The organism is Rhodoferax koreense, from assembly GCF_001955695.1.
Lineage (GTDB): Bacteria > Pseudomonadota > Gammaproteobacteria > Burkholderiales > Burkholderiaceae_C > Rhodoferax_B > Rhodoferax_B koreensis.
Window position 1 is genome coordinate 460,429 of record NZ_CP019236.1, and the last position, 17,615, is coordinate 478,043.

Genomic DNA, 17,615 nt, shown 5'->3' on the forward strand with positions numbered 1-17,615 from the left:
TTAAGCGGCGCGGTTCTTCACCTTGTCGGCGATGTCCGTGCCCTCGAAGAAGCGCGGATTCGCCTCGGTGTAGAACTTGTACGGATTGCCGAAGGTGAAGGCCTTGAAGTCGCTGGCGGTGATCACGCCTTGCTCCACCAGGTCCCAGCTTTCGGCCAGCGGTTCGGTGAGGTCGGGCACGTCCCAGTGGCCGATGTCGGAAGACCAGATCGCGTTGATCTTCACGCCCAGCGGGTTCACCTTGTGGTTGAAGGCGGCCGCCACGGTGCGGTCGTCGGCTTCGGAGCCGAAGAAGAAGTTGTTCACCCAGCGGTCGCGGATGTCTTCCACCTTCTCGATGCCGGCGGCCTTGAAGTCATCGAGTTCGTCGCCTACCGGGTCGCGGCTGTGCGGCAGGGCCGAGATGCCCAGGCTGTCGCGCAGCAGCGTCTCGCGGTTGACCGGTTTGCCCTTGGTCAGGTCCTGGCCGTAACGCTCGAACAGCGAAGCCAGCAGCTCGATGTCGGCATGCGCGGGGTTGTAGTTCTGCACCGCGTGGCGGTTGCGCTTTTCCCAGCGGTCCACCAAGTGGGTGTAGACGTGGGAGCCCCAGTCGGCGCCGCCTTCGAGCAAGCCCACGCGCAGGCCCGGGAAGCGTCTGGTCACGCCGCCGAAGAACAGCGCCTTGGCGAAGGCCTGCGAGCCGTCGGCGAAGTGGCCGACGTGGTTGAACATGTAGTTGCTGATCGACTGGCGGCCGGTCCAGCCCTGGCTGCCGTAGTGCGTGGTCACCGGCACGCCGAGCTCAACCACCTTGGCCCAGAACGGGTCGTAGTCGTGTTCGCTGTCGATGCCGAAGAAATCGGTGTAGGTGGCGTGTTGGGCGACTTCGGGATGCTCGGCCTTCGGGTATTTGTCGGCCACCGCGCGGATCGGCCGGCGCACGCCGCCGGGGATGTTGATGACCTTCAGGCCCAGCGTGTTCACCGCGAACTCCAACTCCTCGATGGCTTCCTTCGGCGTGTGCATCGGGATGCCGGCCACGGGCGTGAGGCGGTGCGCGTGTTTGCGGTACAGGTCGGCGTGAAAGTGGTTAATCGCGCGGTGCAGCGGCTGGCGGAATTCGCTGCCGGCGGCGGCGGGCGAGAGCACGTCGTTCGGGAACAGCACCGAGTAGTCGGCACCTTGTTCGGCCAGCCGCTCGGCCAGCAGGTCGGGCAGGGTGTAGGTGGCCAGGTCCAGCGTGTTGCGCGTCACGCGGGCCCACCAGGGTGCGCGCAACGTGCGGTTGTATTGGCGCTCTTCGGCCGTCTGCTGGTACCAGTCCTTGCCGGCGGCGCTCTTGGTGGCGAAGCGCCCGCCGAGCGCCTTGCGCAGCGCCTCCACCAGCGCGCTGCCGCCGTATTGGTGCACGTAGTCTTCGATCGCTGGCGCGAAGTCGTTGACGTGGACATCGGTGTCGATCACCGGATGGTCGAGCCGTGCCTTGACGGCTTGGGAGCGGGAAACTTGGGCGGTGCGCAGGCGGTCGTTCATGGAATCTCCGTGGGTTCGAAAGCTGATCGGCCTTTCAATGTAGGAGCCGATGGCCTGCGGGCCAACGAAGGATTCCGTGCTTGTTAAGACGGAATTCGAGCAAATGCCGGCGGCAAAGGCCGGCGCTGGTTCAACGGCGCGAAGCGGGCCCGCGCTGCCCGCGCCCCGCCTGGAACAGTGCCAGCATCAGCAGCATCGGCAAGGCAAGCTCCAGCAGTTCCTCCAGTGCCACCAAGGAGCGGCCCAGGCCAGCCTGCGAGGTGCCCGCGAAGCTGGCCGCCATTTCCGGCAGGCTATCGAGCGCGGCTGTGAAGACCGCGACCAGCGTGGCCATCAACACCGTGAAAGCCGCGGTGCGCCACTGTTGCCGGGCCAGGGCGAATCGCCTGCCTTGCCGGTAGCGCCGCGCCAGCCACGCCGCCGCCACCACGACCACGGCCAGCGTGGCGACGATCAGGACCTTCGGCGCCGATGCATCGCCGTCGCCGAAACCTGCGCGCAGCAGGCGCATGCCGATGTCCGGCGCGGGCAGGCCGGCTTCCCGGGCGGTGCAGGCCAGCAGGACGATCACCGTGGCGAGCTTGTCGGCATGACGGACGAAAGGCAGGCGCAGCGTGGCCACCATCAACAGGGCGGCAGCGTAGAAGAACAGCGTGCCGTTTGCCACCGCCCCGCCTTCCTGGAAGAAAGTCAACGGAAAGACGTCGGGCGCCTGCAGTCCGATGCCGAAGGCGGCGGCGGTGAACAGCAGCACGAAATACAGGCTGAAGCGGTCGCCACAGACCACGGCCGAGAGCCGGGCCCCAAGCGGCCGGAGGAAGGCCAGCAGCTCGAACGCGGGCAGCCTGCGCCGCATTGCACCCAGCGCGGCGTCGAAGCCCAGCGCCAGCAGCGCACCCAACACCAGGCCGGCGAGGATGTCGCGCGGGAAATGCACGCCGACGTAGATGCGCGCCCAGGAAGTCGCCAAAGCCACGCCGAACAGCAGCCAGCCCGTGGGTCGCAGCAGCGGTCGCTGCAGGAACATGAACGCCATGGTGAACATCACCGTGGCATGGGTGCTCGGCAATGCCCCTCGCGCGCCGTGTTCGATGTGGTCCGGACTCAGCCCGAGCATGAAAGGCCGCGGCAGACCGATGGATTGCGCGAGCTTGCGCGCCAGCACCGAGGCCACGCCCGCAGCCAGCAGGATGAACAGGATGCGCCAGCGTTCTGCGGGCGCGCGCCAGCCGGCCCAGGCGAACACGGCCACGCACAGCCAGCCCGATTTTTCTGCGACCGTCGTTGCCGCCGCGAGCCAGAACGGATCGGCGTCGAAGCCCGCTGCCATGAGGCCGAACAACGACAGGTTCAGTGATTCCATGGGGTGCGCGACGGTAGCGGAAGATGTTTCATGGCTGCTCTGGCTTGGATGAGCCGCGGTGAGGCACCGGCTTGGCCGAAGATTCTCGCCGTGTCGCGTGAAGGCTTCATGACGTTGTGGATACGGTGCGTTGACCGGCGCATGCAGGCCAACATGAGGGTTACACCCCGCGCGCGCGATCGGCCTTGAACTGCGCCCGGAACGCCGCGAACGTGCCCGCGTCCAGCGCCTCGCGCACCTCGCGCATCAGGTTCAGGTAGTAGTGCAGGTTGTGCACAGTGGTGAGCATCGGGCCGAGCATTTCGCCGCAGCGGTCCAGGTGGTGCAGGTAGGCGCGGCTGAAGCCTTCGCGGCCGCCGTCGGCCCAGCTGACGCCCGAAGTTCCGGCACAGGCGTGGCAGGTGCAGGTGGCGTCCAGCGGCTGGTGGTCGGTCTTGTGGCGCGCGTTGCGCAGCTTCAGGTCGCCGTAGCGCGTGAAGATGGTGCCATTGCGCGCATTGCGCGTGGGCATCACGCAGTCGAACATGTCCACGCCATCGGCCACGCCCTGCACCAGGTCTTCCGGCGTGCCCACGCCCATCAGGTAGCGCGGCTTGTGGGCCGGCAGGCGATGCGGCGTGTGGGCCATGATGTCGAGCATCTCGTCCTTGGGCTCGCCCACGCTCACGCCGCCCACGGCGTAGCCGGGGAAGTCCATCGCCACCAGCGCCTCCAATGATTCCTGGCGCAGGTGCTTGAACATCCCACCCTGCACGATGCCGAACAGCGCGTTCGGGTTTTCGAGCCGCGCGAACTCATCCTTGGAGCGCTGGGCCCAGCGCAGGCTCATCTCCATCGACTTGCGCGCCTCGGCCTCGGTGGTGAGGTGGCCCTTGGTCTCGTAGGGCGTGCATTCGTCGAGCTGCATGACGATGTCGGAATTCAGCCCGGTCTGGATCTGCATGCTGACCTCGGGCGACATGAACAGCTTGTCGCCGTTCACCGGCGAGGCAAAGTGCACGCCTTCCTCGGTGATCTTGCGCATCGCGCCCAGGCTCCACACCTGGAAGCCGCCCGAATCGGTGAGGATGGGCTTGTTCCACTTCTCGAAGCCGTGCAGCCCGCCGAAGCTCTGCATCACCTCGCGGCCGGGCCGCATCCACAGGTGGAAGGTGTTGCCGAGGATGATCTGCGCGCCCATCTCCTCCAGGCTGCGCGGCATCACGCCCTTGACGGTGCCATAGGTGCCCACCGGCATGAAGATCGGCGTCTGCACCACGCCATGGTTCAGCGTGAGCGTGCCGCGGCGCGCGTGGGAGGTCGGGTCGGTGGTGAGAAGTTCGAACTGGAGCATGCCCCGGATTGTCGATGATCCGGGGGCGGCCGTTTCAGGCGGCGGCGCCATCCACGCTTTTGCGCTCCAGCAGCATCGCATCCCCATAACTGAAGAACCGGTACTGCTGGGCGATCGCATGCCGGTACAGCGCCATGATGGGTTCGTAGCCCGCAAAGGCGCTCACCAGCATCATCAGCGTGCTTTTGGGCAGGTGGAAGTTGGTGATCAGCACGTCCACCACCTGGAAGTCGAATCCCGGCGTGATGAAGATGCGGGTGTCGCCGCTGGCCAGGCCCGATGCGGCCCAGGACTCGAGCGTACGCACGCTGGTCGTGCCCACGGCCACCACGCGGCCGCCACGCGCGCGGCATTCGGCGATGGCCTGCTGCGTGGCGGCAGGCACTTCGTACCACTCGCTGTGCATCTGGTGCTCGGCGATGTTCTCGGTTTTCACCGGCTGGAAGGTGCCGGCGCCCACATGCAGGGTCACGCTGGCGCGTTGCACGCCGCGGGCGTCGAGCCCGGCCAGCACCGCCGCGTCGAAATGCAGCGCCGCCGTGGGCGCGGCCACCGCACCGGGCGCCCGCGCGAACACGGTCTGGTAACGCTCGGCATCCTCGGCCGAATCGGTGTGGGTGATGTAGGGCGGCAGCGGCACATGGCCGTGGCGCTCCATCAGGGTGTAGGGGTCGTCGCCGGCGTCGTTGGACAACACGAAGCGGAACAGGGTGCCGTCGGCATCGGGCCAGCGGCCGAGCAGCGTGGCGCGGAAGCCGCTTTCTTCGTCCTTGCCGGCCAGCGAGATGGTCGCACCGGGCTCGGGCTTCTTGCTCACGCGCATGTGGGCGGCCACCTGGTTGCCGGTCAACACGCGTTCGACCAGTAACTCGACCTTGCCGCCGCTGGCTTTTTCGCCGAACAGCCGGGCCTTCACCACCTTGGTGTCGTTGAACACCAGCAGGTCGCCTGCGCGCAGCAGACCGGGCAAATCTCGGAAGACGCGGTCGACGGGATGGGCCGCCGTGCCGTCGAGCAGGCGCGAAGCGCTGCGCTCGGTGGCGGGGTGCTGGGCAATCAGCGCCTCGGGCAGGATGAAATCGAAATCGCTGAGGGTGAATGGACGCGTGGACATGGCGAGGGCGCAGGGCTGGACAGGCCCGCGAAAAGCCCGGAACTTACCACGGCTGCCCGGGCCGTCCCGACCAGAGCTGGTTCAGGTCCTGGAAGCGCCAGTAGGCCGGGTCCTCGCGGCCGACGATCTTCTCGCTGCAGCCGGGTGCGGAAAGGTCCACCAGTTCCGGCGCAATGCGTTCGTCCTTCTTGATGGAAAAGAACACCTTGACCCGCGGCAGCAGCAGCGAGCCGCTGCCTTGCTCCATCACCACCGCGATGCGGCCGGAACCGAGCCGCACCAGCGAACCGACCGGGTAGATGCCCAGGCTTTTCACGAAGGCCTGGAAGACCTTGGGGTCGAAGTGGCCCTCGGCCCAGCCGGCCATCTTGCGCAGTGATTCGGCCGGGTCCCAGCCGGACTTGTACGGTCGGTTGGAGGTGATGGCGTCGTACACGTCGCAGACTGCGCCCATGCGCGCGAACAGGCTGATCTCGTCGCCGCGCAGGCCTTCGGGGTAGCCCGTGCCATCGGTCTTTTCGTGGTGGTGCAGGCACACGTCCAGTGCCGTCTCGTCGGTGTTGTTGCTGGCCAGCAGCATGGCGTGGCCTTTGGCCGGATGGCTCTTGATGAGCGTGAATTCCTCGTCGGTGAGCTTGCCGGGCTTGTTCAGCACCGAAAGCGGCATGGCCGCCTTGCCCAGGTCGTGCAGCAGCCCGGCCAGGCCGGCCGAGCGCGTTTGCGCCTCGTCTAGGCCCAGCCGGCGCGCCAGGGCCACCATCAGCGCGCACACCGCTACCGAATGCATGTAGGTGTAGTCGTCGATTGTCTTGATGCGGGCCAGGCCGATCAGCGCCTCGCCGTTGCGGGCCACGGAGTCGGTGATCTCCTGCACCACGTGCAGGGCCACGGCCGTGTCCACCGCCTGGCCGAGCCGGGCTTCCTTGAACATGGCGGTCACCGCCTGGCGTGATTTGGCGCAGATGCGCGCGGCGCGCTCCAGTTCGACGGCGGTGGCGACTTCGGCCGTGTCGCGCTGGCCGGTGGCGCTGGCCTGCATCACCTGGTCGATGGCGTCGGCCGAACTGGCCTCCAGGATCACCGGTGCGTCGGGTGGCACGTCCAGGCCCTTGCTGGCGTCGATCCACACCTCCTGAATGCTGCTGGCGAGGATGCGGTCGATGTCCGCGGGGTCGGTCAGCACGAATTTGGTGCGCCAGAAAGGATGCTCCATCCACGAACCGCAGAATTCGCTGAGATGCATGCCCAGCACGAGTTGCTGGGTGCGGATGCGTTTGAGCATTGACCGTCTAACCCTCAAAACTGATAAAACTGATTGCAAGTATGCCGCCGCTTGGACCGCGTGAAAATGTATTTTTCTGTGTCGGATGACCAGGAAGCGCATCCGGCCCGGCCAGGCCGGCGAGAGGGCAGAATCCTGCGATGCCCGAAAACCCGCAGGCCGTGCCGCGTGCAGCGCCCACCCGCGCCCCCGCTGCACGACCGATGTCCCCCGCCCAGAAGGCCCTGCAGAAGCTCGGCCTCAGGCGTCCCATCGATCTCGCATTGCACCTGCCGCTGCGCTACGAGGACGAGACCCGCATCCGGCGCTTGGCCGACGCACGGGAGGGCGAAACCGTGCAGATCGAGGCCGAGGTCACGGCCACGGAAATTAGCCTCCGGCCGCGGCGTCAACTGTTGGTGACGGTGGACGACGGCTCCGACACCTGCACGCTGCGCTTCTTCACCTTCTACCCCTCGCACCAGAAGGCGCTGGCGGTCGGTGCGCGCGTGCGGGTGCGCGGCGAGATCCGTGGCGGCTTCCTCGGCCGGCAGATGCTGCACCCGCAGTTCCAGCCGGCCGGTGGCGAGTTGCCCGATGCGTTGACGCCGGTCTACCCGACGGTTGCCGGCCTGCCGCAGGCCTATCTGCGCCGCGCCGTGCAAGGCGGGCTGGGCCGCGCGGACTTCAGTGAAACCTTGCCGCCGGACCTGCCTGGTTACGGGCCGGAAATTTCAGGTAAAAATGGTCATCCGAGCATATGGAGTCTGCGTGATGCGCTCCTTTTTTTGCATCACCCGACGCCCGATGTGTCACTGGCCGCGTTGGAAGACCGCAGCCACCCGGCCTGGCAGCGGCTGAAAGCCGAGGAACTGCTGGCCCAGCAGTTGTCGCAGCTGTTCGCCAAGCGCGAACGTGACCGGCTGCGGGCGCCACCGCTGGTCGCCCCGCGGCCCGGCAAGGGACAGGCCGGCCTCTCGCTGCACGAACAACTGCTGGCCGTGCTGCCGTTCGCGCTCACCGCCGCGCAGCGCCGCGTCGGCACCGAGATCGCGGAAGACCTGGCCCGGCCGGTGCCGATGAACCGGCTGCTGCAGGGCGATGTGGGCGCCGGCAAGACCGTGGTGGCGGCCCTCGCCGCGGCCATCTGCATCGACGCCGGCTGGCAGTGCGCACTCATGGCGCCCACCGAGATCCTGGCCGACCAGCATTTCCGCAAGCTCGTGGGCTGGCTCGAGCCGCTGCTTGCGCCGCGCGGCCTGAAGGTGGCCTGGCTCACCGGCAGCCAGAAGAAGAAGGAGCGCGACAGCATGCTGGCCCTGATCGCCAGCGGCGAGGCCGCCCTGGTGGTCGGCACCCATGCGGTGATCCAGCAGCGCGTGGTGTTCCGCCGGCTGGCGCTGGCGCTGATCGACGAGCAGCACCGCTTCGGCGTGGCCCAGCGGCTCGCGCTGCGCGACAAGATGCACAGCAGTGGACTGGTCGACGACGAGGTTCCAGCGCCGGGCCGCCTCAAGCTGGAACGCGCCCCCTCGGGGGGCAGCGACCCGCGCAGCGGCGGAGCGTGGGGGTCGTCGGGTTTCGAGCCGCACCTGTTGATGATGACCGCCACGCCGATCCCGCGCACGTTGGCCATGAGTTATTACGCCGACCTCGACGTGTCCACCATCGATGAGCTGCCGCCGGGCCGCACGCCGATCGTCACCAAGGTCATCCACGACCAGCGCCGCGACGAGGTCATCGACCGCATCCGCGCCCAGCTCGACCAGGGCCGCCAGGTCTACTGGGTCTGCCCGCTGATCGAGGAGAGCGAGGCGCTCGATCTGCGCAACGCCACCGAAACCCATGAAACCCTCAGCGCAGCGCTTCCAGGTGTGATGGTCGGCCTGCTGCATTCGCGCATGCCCGTGGCCGAGAAGAAAGCGGTGATGCAGTTCTTCACCGAGGGCGTGATGGCCGTGCTGGTCAGCACCACGGTGATCGAGGTCGGCGTGGACGTGCCCAACGCCAGCCTGATGGTCATCGAACACGCCGAACGTTTCGGCCTGAGCCAGCTGCACCAGTTGCGCGGCCGTGTCGGGCGTGGCGCTGCGGCCTCGGCCTGCGTGCTGCTGTACTCGACCGGCGACGCCCCGCGCCTGGGCCAGGTCGCGCGTGCCCGCCTGAAAGCCATGGCCGAGACCAACGACGGTTTCGAGATCGCCCGGCGCGACCTGGAAATTCGCGGCCCCGGCGAATTCCTCGGCGCGCGCCAGTCGGGTGCGCCGCTGCTGCGCTTCGCCGACCTCGCCACGGATACCGATCTGCTCGCCTGGGCCCGCGACATCGCGCCCGCCATGCTGGCGCGTCATCCGCGCCTGGCCGAGCTGCACGTGGCCCGCTGGCTCGGCGGCAAGGCAGAATACCTGAAGGCTTGAATCGAAAGAGTGGTGTCTATGGGGCGATGCAACGGCCGCCTGCTGCGGTGTTGGGGATTGGTGGTGATGGTGCTCTGGACCTGCACGGGCTGCGCCGTGGTGGCGGTGGCCGATGCCGTGGTCACCACCACCGCCGTGGTGGTGAAGACGGGTGTCAAGGCGACCGGCGCGGTGGTGGGGGCGGTGATTCCGGACTGAGCACCTCGAGATAACCTCGACCGTTCGCACTGAGCTTGTCGAAGTGCCTGCTTGCCGTCGCCAGGCGCTTCGTCAGGCTCGGCCCGGACGGAGGCTCCGTGTGTCTCGAATTCTGGACGCCTGATGAAGCCTTACGCCGCAAACTGCAGCGCGTTCGTCAGATCCCCCATCGGCTGCTGCCCCCTGGCCTGCATCGCCTCATCCCGTTCCTTCAACCCATCGAGCTTTTCCAGCCCGAACACGCGGGTGATCAGCCGCAGGATCGAGCCGGTGTCGTAGATGGTGTGGTCCACCGTGCCCCTGCGCGCGAAGGGCGATATCACCAGCGCCGGCAGGCGTGTGCCGGGGCCCCAGCGGTCGCCCTTGGGCGGCGCCACGTGGTCCCACCAGCCGCCGTTCTCGTCCACGGTGACGACGACCACCATGTTCTCCCACTGCGGGCTGGCGCGCAGCAGCTTGATGGCGTGGGCGATGTGGCGGTCGCCGGAGGTCACGTCGGCGTAACCGGCGTGCATGTTCAGGTTGCCCTGGGGTTTGTAGAAGGTCACCGGCGGCAGCTTGCCGGCTTCGATGTCGGCGAAGAAGCGGTTGGTGCGGCTCTCGTCGCCCAGGCCGCCGTCGCGCAGGCGTTTGGCGCGGGCGGCCGGGTTCTCGGGGCCGAGGTTCTTGAAGTAGTTGAACGGCTGGTGGTGGTACTGGAAGTTCGGGATCTTGGGGATGCCGTTCGAGTCCTTGTACTGGTCCAGCGTGGCCTGCCAGGCGCCGCCGTACCAGGCCCAGTCGACGCCTTTCTGGTCCAGCTTGTCGCCGATGTGCTGGTGCACCTGCGGCACCAGCACCTGGGGCTGGTTGGGCGCGGCATAGGCGGGGTTGGCGGGGTCGCGGGTGGTAGTGGGCCAGTACGGCGGCATCATGGTGTTGACGGCGTAGCCGTCGGGCGTGAGCGCGTTCGGGCTGAACTTGGGCGGGCCGTCCATGCAGCTCGCCGGGCTGCCTTCGGCGGGCGCCAGGCGGTAGTCGGTCGGGTCGTTGCTCTGCAGCTTGGCGACCTGGGTGCGGGCCGGCGAATTCATCACGTTCGGGTAGAACGGCACGGTGCCGGTCACCAGGTACTGGTGGTTCAGGAACGAGCCGCCGAAGGCACCCTGGAAGAAGTTGTCGCACAGCACGAACTCGCGGGCGATGTCCCACAGGCGCAGGTTGAAGCGGGTGTCGGCGTAGTAGCCCATGGTGATGCCGCCGGCGTCCGTCCAGGCGCAGAAGCCGTCGTTCTTGCCACCGTTGATCTGCATCTGGTTGTGATAGAACGCGTGCACGAGGTCACGCGTCACCAGGCCCAGCGGCAGCGCCTCGCCCTGCGGGCCCTTCATGGCATAGGGTGCGTTGGGCAGGTCGACCTGGTACTGCTTGCCGACCTCGTAGCCCACGCCTTCGACGATCTGGTTGCCGACCTGGACCACGCCGCCCCAGGTCGGCGGCAGCTTGCCCAGGAGCTTGCCGTCGCGGTCGCGTTGCGCGAAATCGCCCGGCTTGAGCGATGACAGCGGCTTCTCCAGGCCGGGGAAATCGGCAAACAGGTTGTTGAAGCTGCGGTTCTCGCCGTAGATGACGACCACGGTCTTGACGTTCTTGCGTAGTGCATCGTCGAGTACGCCGCCGCCCATGGCGCTGGCGCCACGCGTGCCGTCGGTGGCGCAGGCGGCGAGCGACGCGCCGACGCCGACCGTGGCCATGCCGCCCAGGAAATGGCGGCGGTTCAGTTCCGGCCCGGTGGTTTGTTCCGGGGTTGCGTCAATGGACGGGATGTCCGTGAAGTGCTTGCGTTCGCTCATGGTGCCTATTCCTTTTTGTGTTTGATCTGGGGTGGAAATGCCCGCGCATGCTAGCCAGCGAAGATGTCAAATGACAACCTCCGCCTTGTAAAGATGTGTTCCGGGCCGTTGGGCGATTCAGGCGAAGCGGAACACGGCCACGGATTCCTTCAGCCGGTCGGCCTCGTCGCGCAGGCTGCTGGCGGCGGCGGCGCTTTCCTCCACCATGGCGGCGTTCTGCTGGGTCATGCGATCCAGCGAGGCCACGGCCTGGTTGATCAGGTCGAGCTCCTGGCTCTGCCGGCCGGTGGAGGCGGCCACCTGCTGCAGCATGGAAGCCACGGCCTGCACGCCTTCGACCAGTTCGCCGATGGACTGCCCCGCGGCCGAGGCCAGGCCGGCGCCGGCGTCCACGCGCTGCACGCTGTCGGCGATCAGGCCGCGGATTTCCTGCGCCGCCGTGCCGCTGCGCTGGGCCAGGCTGCGCACTTCGCTGGCCACCACCGCGAAGCCGCGGCCCTGCTCGCCGGCGCGCGCGGCTTCCACCGCCGCGTTCAGCGCCAGGATGTTGGTCTGGAAGGCGATGCTGTCGATGACGGCGGTGATTTCGGCGATCTTGCCGCTGCCGGCCGCCATCTCCTTCATGCTGCCCACCAGCTCGGCCATCTGCGCGCTGCGGCGCACGGCGTTCTCGCTCGCCGATTCGGCCAGCCGCGAGGCCTCGGTGGCGGTGTGGGCGTTGTCGTGCACCACCTGGGCCATCTGCTCCATGGCCGCCGAGGTTTCCTCCAGTGTCGCGGCCTGCTGCTCGGTGCGGTTGCTCAGGTTCTGGTTGCCGGTGGCGATTTCGCGCGCGCCGAGCTGCACCGCGTCGGCCGATGCCTGGATGCTGGCCAGCGTGGTGCGCAGCCGCGTGCCCATGCGCTCCTGCGCCGACGACAGCAATTGCAGTTCGCTGCCCTGGCCCGCCACAGCGGCCTGGGTGGACAGGTCGCCTTCGGCCACCGCATGCGCCACCCGCACCGCGTCCGCCAGCGAACGGCGGATGCCGCCGGCCAGACGCCAGGCCAGCAGGCTGCCGACGGCGCAGGCCACCAGCCCGACCAGCAGCATCACCCGGATACCGTTGATGCGCTGGGTCTTGGCGTCGGCCCGGCCCAGGTCCATCTGCGCCTGCTGGCGCTGAGCCAGCTTTTCCAGCAGTCCCTGGTATTCGAGCACCGAGGGCAGCAGCTTGTCGTAGAACTCCGAGCGCATGAAGTCGCTCGATCCCGAATCCAGCGCCTGCATGAAATCGGCCATGGCCGCGGTGTAGCGCTTGTGGGCGTTGGTCATGCTGGCGCGCGCGTCGGCCTCGTCCGTGCCTTGCGTGTAGGCGGTGTACAGCGCCGTGATGCGTGCGCCGTCGGCCTTCAGCGCGTCGGTCAGCGGCTTGAGTTTGCCGGGGTCGCTGGTCACCAGCATGCCGTTGGCCGTCAGCGCCTCGCGCCCGAGCAGCGCCTGCCATTGCCGGGCCTCGCGTTCATGCGTGGCGAGCTGGTCGGTCAGGTGCTCCGAAGTGGCACCCAGGCGTTCGAGCTGTACCCAGGCCACGCCGATGTTCAGCGCCATGAACAGCAGCATCGCTGCGAAACCCCACGCCAGCCGCCCGCTGACCGTTGCCGGAAAAAACCTCATCAACTGTCTCCTCAAATTGTTTATCGTGGCCTGGACTGTAACAAGATGTGCTTTGTGCCTGCCTCCGCTTTGCGGCGATGGACCTTCCGGGAGGGCGTGGTGGACAATGCATAGCCATGACCCTGACCGAACTCAAGTACATCGTCGCCGTGGCCCGTGAGAAACACTTCGGCAAGGCCGCCGACGCCTGCTACGTGTCGCAGCCCACGCTGTCGGTGGCGATCAAGAAGCTCGAGGAGGAACTCGACGTCAAGCTGTTCGAGCGCAGCGCCAACGAGGTCACCGTGACGCCGCTGGGCGAGGAAATCGTGCGCCAGGCGCAAAGCGTGCTGGAGCAGGCGGCCAACATCAAGGAAATCGCCAAGCGCGGCAAGGACCCGCTGGCCGGCCCGCTGCGCCTGGGCGTGATCTACACCATCGCGCCCTACCTGCTGCCCGACCTGGTGAAGCAGACCATCGCCCACACGCCGCAGATGCCGCTGATGCTGCAAGAGAACTTCACCGTCAAGCTGCTGGAGATGCTGCGCACCGGCGAGATCGACTGCGCCATCATGGCCGAGCCCTTCCCGGACACCGGCCTGGCCATCGCCGCGCTCTATGACGAGCCCTTCCTGGCCGTGGTGCCGGCCGCGCATGCACTGGCCAAGCAGGAAACGGTGAACGCCGAGCTGCTCAAGCGCGAAACCATGCTGCTGCTGGGCAGCGGCCACTGCTTCCGCGACCACGTGCTCGAGGTATGCCCCGAATTCGCACGTTTCTCCAGCGACGCCGAAGGCATCCGCAAGAGCTTCGAAGGCTCTTCGCTGGAAACCATCAAGCACATGGTCGCCGCCGGCATGGGCGTCACCCTCGTGCCGCGGCTGAGCGTGCCGCGCGACGCGCTCAGCGCCGACGGCGTGCGCAACAAGCGCAAGCGCGACGAGGACGCCTACGTGCGCTACCTGCCGTTCGACGGCGATCCGCCCACGCGCCGCGTGGTGCTGGCTTGGCGCCGCAGCTTCACGCGCTACGAGGCCATCGCCGCCCTGCGCAACGCCATCTATGCCTGCGAGCTGCCGGGTGTGAAAAGATTGTCCTGAATCCCTTGTCCTGCGATCCCGAGAAAAAATGGAAACCACGTTGAAGTTCGTCCAGCCCGGCGTGATGGCGCCGATTCCGCCGGTGGCGCGGTATGTGTTCTTTTCGCTTGGCGCCGATGTCGACCGCGCGGCGCTGGTCCAGGCCATGGGCCGGCTCGCCGAGCTGACCGATGGCGAAAGCACTGTCGTCGGCGTCGGCCCGCTGCTGGTCAAGGCCTTGGGCGCCTCGGTGCCGGGGCTGGCCGAGATGCCGGTCCTGTCCGACCACGGCGTGCAGGTGCCGAGCACACCCACCGCGTTGTGGTGCTGGTTGCGCGGCAGCGACCGTGGCGAACTCGTGCTGCGCACGCGCAAGCTCGAGCGGACCCTCGCGCCCGCGTTCCACCTCGACCGGCTGGTCGAAGCCTTCCGCCATGGCGAGCCCACGGCCGCGCACGGCCGCGACCTCAGCGGTTATGAAGACGGCACCGAGAACCCCGAAGGCGAGGCCGCGATTGCCGCGGCGCTGGTAAGCGGGCAGGGCGCGGGGCTGGACCAGAGCAGCTACGTGGCCGTGCAGCAGTGGGTGCACGACCTCGACGCCTTCGAGGACATGACGGCCGACGTGCGCGACCATGTGATGGGCCGCCGCATCCTCGACAACGAGGAAATCGAGGACGCGCCCATCACCGCCCACGTCAAGCGCACGGCGCAGGAAAGCTTCGACCCCGAGGCCTTCGTGCTGCGCCGCTCCATGCCCTGGGCGCTGGCCAACAAGTTCGGGCTGCTGTTCGTGGCCTTCGGCCATTCGCATGCGGCCTTCGAGGCGCAGATGCGGCGCATGGCCGGCTACGACGACGGCGAGACGGACGCGCTGTTCGGCTTCTCCAAACCCGTCTCCGGCGCCTACCTGTGGTGCCCGCCGGTGCTGGACGGCCGGCTCGACCTGCGCCAGCTCGGCCTGCCTCCGGCCTGATAGCTACAAAAAGAAGAGCAGTTGGCGCAGATAATCACTGCGTCAGACGCTGATTTGACGATGAATCCTGCACCTTCCAAATTCCAGCTCTATCTGCAGCTGATCCGCTGGGACCGGCCCGCCGGCTGGCTGCTGCTGCTGTGGCCTTCGCTTTCCGCGCTGTGGGTGGCGGCCGGCGGCTTTCCGGGTTGGCACCTGCTGGCGGTGTTCGTGCTCGGCACCATCCTCATGCGCAGCGCCGGCTGCTGCGTCAACGACGTGGCCGACCGCGATTTCGACCGCCACGTCAAGCGCACGGCCCAGCGCCCGGTGACCAGCGGCCGCGTCTCGGTGCGCGAGGCGCTGTGGCTCGGCGCGGTGCTGGCATTGGCCGCGTTCGCGCTGGTGCTGACCACCAATGTCGCCACCGTCGTGTGGTCGGTGCCGGCGCTGGCCGTGGCGCTGGTCTATCCGTACGCCAAGCGTTTCGTCTCGATGCCGCAGGCTGTGCTCGGCGTGGCCTTCAGTTTCGGCGTGCCGATGGCGTTCGCCGCGGTGCACGGCGGACCCGCCTGGTCGGTATTCGATGCCGGCGCCTGGCGCGGCTTCAGCCTGGCCGCCTGGTGGGCGAGCGTGCCGCCGCTGGCCTGGCTGCTGCTGCTGGGCAACCTGTTCTGGGTGCTGGCCTACGACACCGAATACGCCATGGTCGACCGCGACGACGACCTCAAGATCGGCATGAAGACCTCGGCCATCACGCTCGGGCGTTGGGACGTGGCTGTCGTCATGCTGAGTTACGCCGTCTTCCTGGGGGTCTGGGTGCTGGGCCTGCGGCACCTGGTGCCCGGCCCGGTGTTCTACCTCGGCATTGCCGCCGCCGCGGCGCAGGCGGCGTGGCACTTCACGATGATCCGCGATCGCACGCGCGAGGGCTGCTTCAAGGCCTTCCGGCTGAACCACTGGGTCGGCTTCGCGGTGTTCGCCGGTGTGGTGGGCGCTTATTTGCTGAACTGAAAAACCGGTCTCAGTGGTCGAAGCGGTAGTCGCGGGCCTCGCACAGCGACCAGCCGCCGTCTCCCGCGAGCTGCAGCACATGGCTGTGGAAGCGCAGCACCGCCGCGCGGTGGGCGATGCTCACCAGCGTCACGCCGCTGGCCTGCAGCCGCTGGTAGAGCAGCGCCTCGGTCGCGCTGTCGAGCGCACTCGTGGCCTCGTCCAGGATCAGCAGCCGGGGCTGGCGCACCAGCACGCGCGCGAAGGCCAGGCGCTGCTGTTCGCCGGTGGACAAGAGCTTTTCCCAGTCGTGCACAGCGTCGAGCCCGCCGACCTGCGCCACCAGTGACGGCAGCCGCACTTCGTCGAGGATTTCGCACAGCCGCGCATCGCTGCAGTCCGAGGCCGTGGCCGGGTAGAGCAACTGGCTGCGCAGCGTGCCGATCTGCATGTAGGGCCGCTGCGGCAGGAAGAACACCTCCGCCATCGGCAACTGCCACACCGTGCCGCTGCCGCTCTTCCACAGGCCGGCCATGGCGCGCAGCAGCGAACTCTTGCCGCAGCCGCTGGCCCCGGTGATCAGCAGGCTTTCACCCGGCGCCAGGCGCAGGCTCAGGTCCTTCACCAGCAGGCGGCCGAACTGCGGCGTGTGCAGGGTGAGCCGGTCGATGGCCAACTGCGGGCCGACCTTGAGCGTGATCTCGGGCGCGGCCGGGCCAGCGCCGGCCTCGTCCTGCGCCAGGGCGTTGGACAGGCCATGCAGCCGGTCGATGCCGGCCACGAAGCGGCTCAGGCTCTCGAAGTTGTCGACGATCAGCGACACCGCGCCCAGCACGGCGGCGAATGCGCCCGCGGCCTGCACCGCGCGGCCGACCTCGAGTTCGCCCGACAACACGCCGTGGGCCAGGATCACCACCGGAATCACCAGCGTGAGCTGGCTGAAGGCGCGCTGGAACAGGTTCAGTGAACGCTGCTTGCGGATGAGCCGGTTGTAGTTCTTGAACGCCGCGTCGAAGCGCGCATCGATCTGGGCCCGCTCCTGCGCCTCGCCGCGGTAGAAGGCGATCGACTCGGCGTTCTCGCGCAGCCGCATCAGGCCGAAGCGGAAGTCGGCCTCGCGCCGCAGCTGCCAGAAGTTGAGCCGGATCAGCGGCGTGCCGAACACATACAGCGCCACGAAGGTGCCGAGAAACGCGTAGAGGGCCAGAAAGGCGACGAGCACCTGGGAGATCGACCACAGCACCGTGCTGAACGCCACCAGCTGCATCAGCGAGCCGAGGAAGATCAGCAAAAAGTTGATGGAGCGGCCGGTGAAGGTGTTGATGTCTTCGCTGATGCGCTGGTCGGGGTTGTCGATGCCGCTGCCGGCATTGAGCGCGTAATACTTGCGCCGGCCGAGGTAGCCGTCGAGGAACTGGCCCGTCATCCAGCGCCGCCAGTGGTTGGAAAACGCATCGCGCAGGTAGTAGTAATAGGCGTACACCGGCACCGCGAAGGAGAGCACCAGCAGGCAGGCCCGCACCGCGTCCCAGAAGCGGGGGCTGTCGCGCGCGGCCAGGGCCGAGGTCATCTCGCCGGTCTTGTCATTGAGCATCACCGCCAGCTGCGTCTCGCACAGCATCAGCACGATCAGCAGGCCCAGCAGCGACCAGGCGGCCCGGCGGCGTCCGCCGAGCCAGTAGGGCATCGCCACCTTAACGAACTGCCGCCAGCCCTCCAGCGACAGCGCCGAACCGCGGCGCCTCGGCCTCGGCGATGCCGTGTCTGCGGCCGGGGCGAGCGACGCGGGTGGAGATTCGATGGCAGGCACGGCGGACGCGGAGATCGGCATTCGGTTCAGTCGGAAAGGTTGCAACACGCCGTCTGAAGCTTGGGGCCGGCCGAACTTGCCACCCTGTCGGACGGCGCCTGCGTCTGGCT

Annotated in this window: 13 protein-coding genes; 5 read left to right on the plus strand and 8 right to left on the minus strand. The window is 67.7% G+C overall.

Features of this window, described 5'->3' with window-relative positions; translation table 11 throughout:
• The 5 genes from RD110_RS02190 to RD110_RS02210 all read right to left on the minus strand — a co-directional run bounded on the left by RD110_RS02190 (position 1) and on the right by RD110_RS02210 (position 6,607).
• Complete coding sequence (locus RD110_RS02190) at positions 1–1,515, minus strand: amidohydrolase family protein (protein WP_076196266.1); 1,515 nt, start codon at positions 1,513–1,515, stop codon at positions 1–3.
• Positions 1,516–1,645: 130 nt separating this feature from the next.
• On the minus strand, positions 1,646–2,878 hold the full coding sequence (locus tag RD110_RS02195) for a phosphatase PAP2 family protein (protein ID WP_076196268.1): 1,233 nt from the start codon (positions 2,876–2,878) through the stop codon (positions 1,646–1,648).
• A 160-nt stretch (positions 2,879–3,038) separates the two neighbouring features.
• Entirely contained in the window at positions 3,039–4,211 is a 1,173-nt protein-coding gene (gene tgt, locus RD110_RS02200) for a tRNA guanosine(34) transglycosylase Tgt (RefSeq protein WP_076196270.1), read from the minus strand.
• A 34-nt stretch (positions 4,212–4,245) separates the two neighbouring features.
• A complete protein-coding gene (gene queA / locus RD110_RS02205; protein ID WP_076196282.1) occupies positions 4,246–5,325 on the minus strand; it encodes a tRNA preQ1(34) S-adenosylmethionine ribosyltransferase-isomerase QueA in 1,080 nt (359 codons plus the stop codon).
• Between the two features lie 43 nt (positions 5,326–5,368).
• A complete protein-coding gene (locus tag RD110_RS02210) occupies positions 5,369–6,607 on the minus strand; it encodes an HD-GYP domain-containing protein (protein WP_076196284.1) in 1,239 nt (412 codons plus the stop codon).
• 203 nt (positions 6,608–6,810) lie between these two features.
• Between RD110_RS02210 and recG the strand changes: the two genes are divergently transcribed.
• Positions 6,811–9,003, plus strand: coding sequence for an ATP-dependent DNA helicase RecG (gene recG / locus RD110_RS02215; protein WP_239467152.1), 2,193 nt, complete (start codon positions 6,811–6,813; stop codon positions 9,001–9,003).
• A gap of 66 nt (positions 9,004–9,069) precedes the next feature.
• Complete coding sequence (locus RD110_RS28785; RefSeq protein WP_275425860.1) at positions 9,070–9,201, plus strand: hypothetical protein; 132 nt, start codon at positions 9,070–9,072, stop codon at positions 9,199–9,201.
• Positions 9,202–9,332: 131 nt separating this feature from the next.
• On the opposite strand, the gene RD110_RS02225 is transcribed toward RD110_RS28785, so the two are convergent.
• Together RD110_RS02225 and RD110_RS02230 are read right to left on the minus strand one after the other, a co-directional pair.
• Positions 9,333–11,033, minus strand: coding sequence for an acid phosphatase (locus RD110_RS02225; protein WP_076196289.1), 1,701 nt, complete (start codon positions 11,031–11,033; stop codon positions 9,333–9,335).
• A 117-nt stretch (positions 11,034–11,150) separates the two neighbouring features.
• Positions 11,151–12,689, minus strand: coding sequence for a methyl-accepting chemotaxis protein (locus tag RD110_RS02230; protein WP_083686064.1), 1,539 nt, complete (start codon positions 12,687–12,689; stop codon positions 11,151–11,153).
• 116 nt (positions 12,690–12,805) lie between these two features.
• Here RD110_RS02230 and RD110_RS02235 point away from each other — a divergent pair, with 116 nt between their 5' ends.
• From RD110_RS02235 to RD110_RS02245, 3 genes are read left to right on the plus strand one after another with little or no spacing between them, the layout of a single operon-like run.
• On the plus strand, positions 12,806–13,768 hold the full coding sequence (locus RD110_RS02235; RefSeq protein ID WP_076196293.1) for a hydrogen peroxide-inducible genes activator: 963 nt from the start codon (positions 12,806–12,808) through the stop codon (positions 13,766–13,768).
• Positions 13,769–13,808: 40 nt separating this feature from the next.
• Positions 13,809–14,723 carry a Dyp-type peroxidase gene (locus tag RD110_RS02240; RefSeq protein ID WP_157900347.1) on the plus strand — a complete coding sequence of 305 codons (915 nt, stop codon included), beginning with the start codon at positions 13,809–13,811 and terminating at the stop codon, positions 14,721–14,723.
• 60 nt (positions 14,724–14,783) lie between these two features.
• Positions 14,784–15,716 (plus strand): UbiA family prenyltransferase, encoded by a 933-nt coding sequence (locus RD110_RS02245; RefSeq protein WP_076196297.1) that lies wholly within the window; start codon positions 14,784–14,786, stop codon positions 15,714–15,716.
• 10 nt (positions 15,717–15,726) lie between these two features.
• Here the strand turns inward: RD110_RS02245 and RD110_RS02250 are convergent, their stop codons facing one another.
• Positions 15,727–17,526 carry an ATP-binding cassette domain-containing protein gene (locus RD110_RS02250; protein WP_083686065.1) on the minus strand — a complete coding sequence of 600 codons (1,800 nt, stop codon included), beginning with the start codon at positions 17,524–17,526 and terminating at the stop codon, positions 15,727–15,729.
• Positions 17,527–17,615 lie beyond the last annotated feature (89 nt).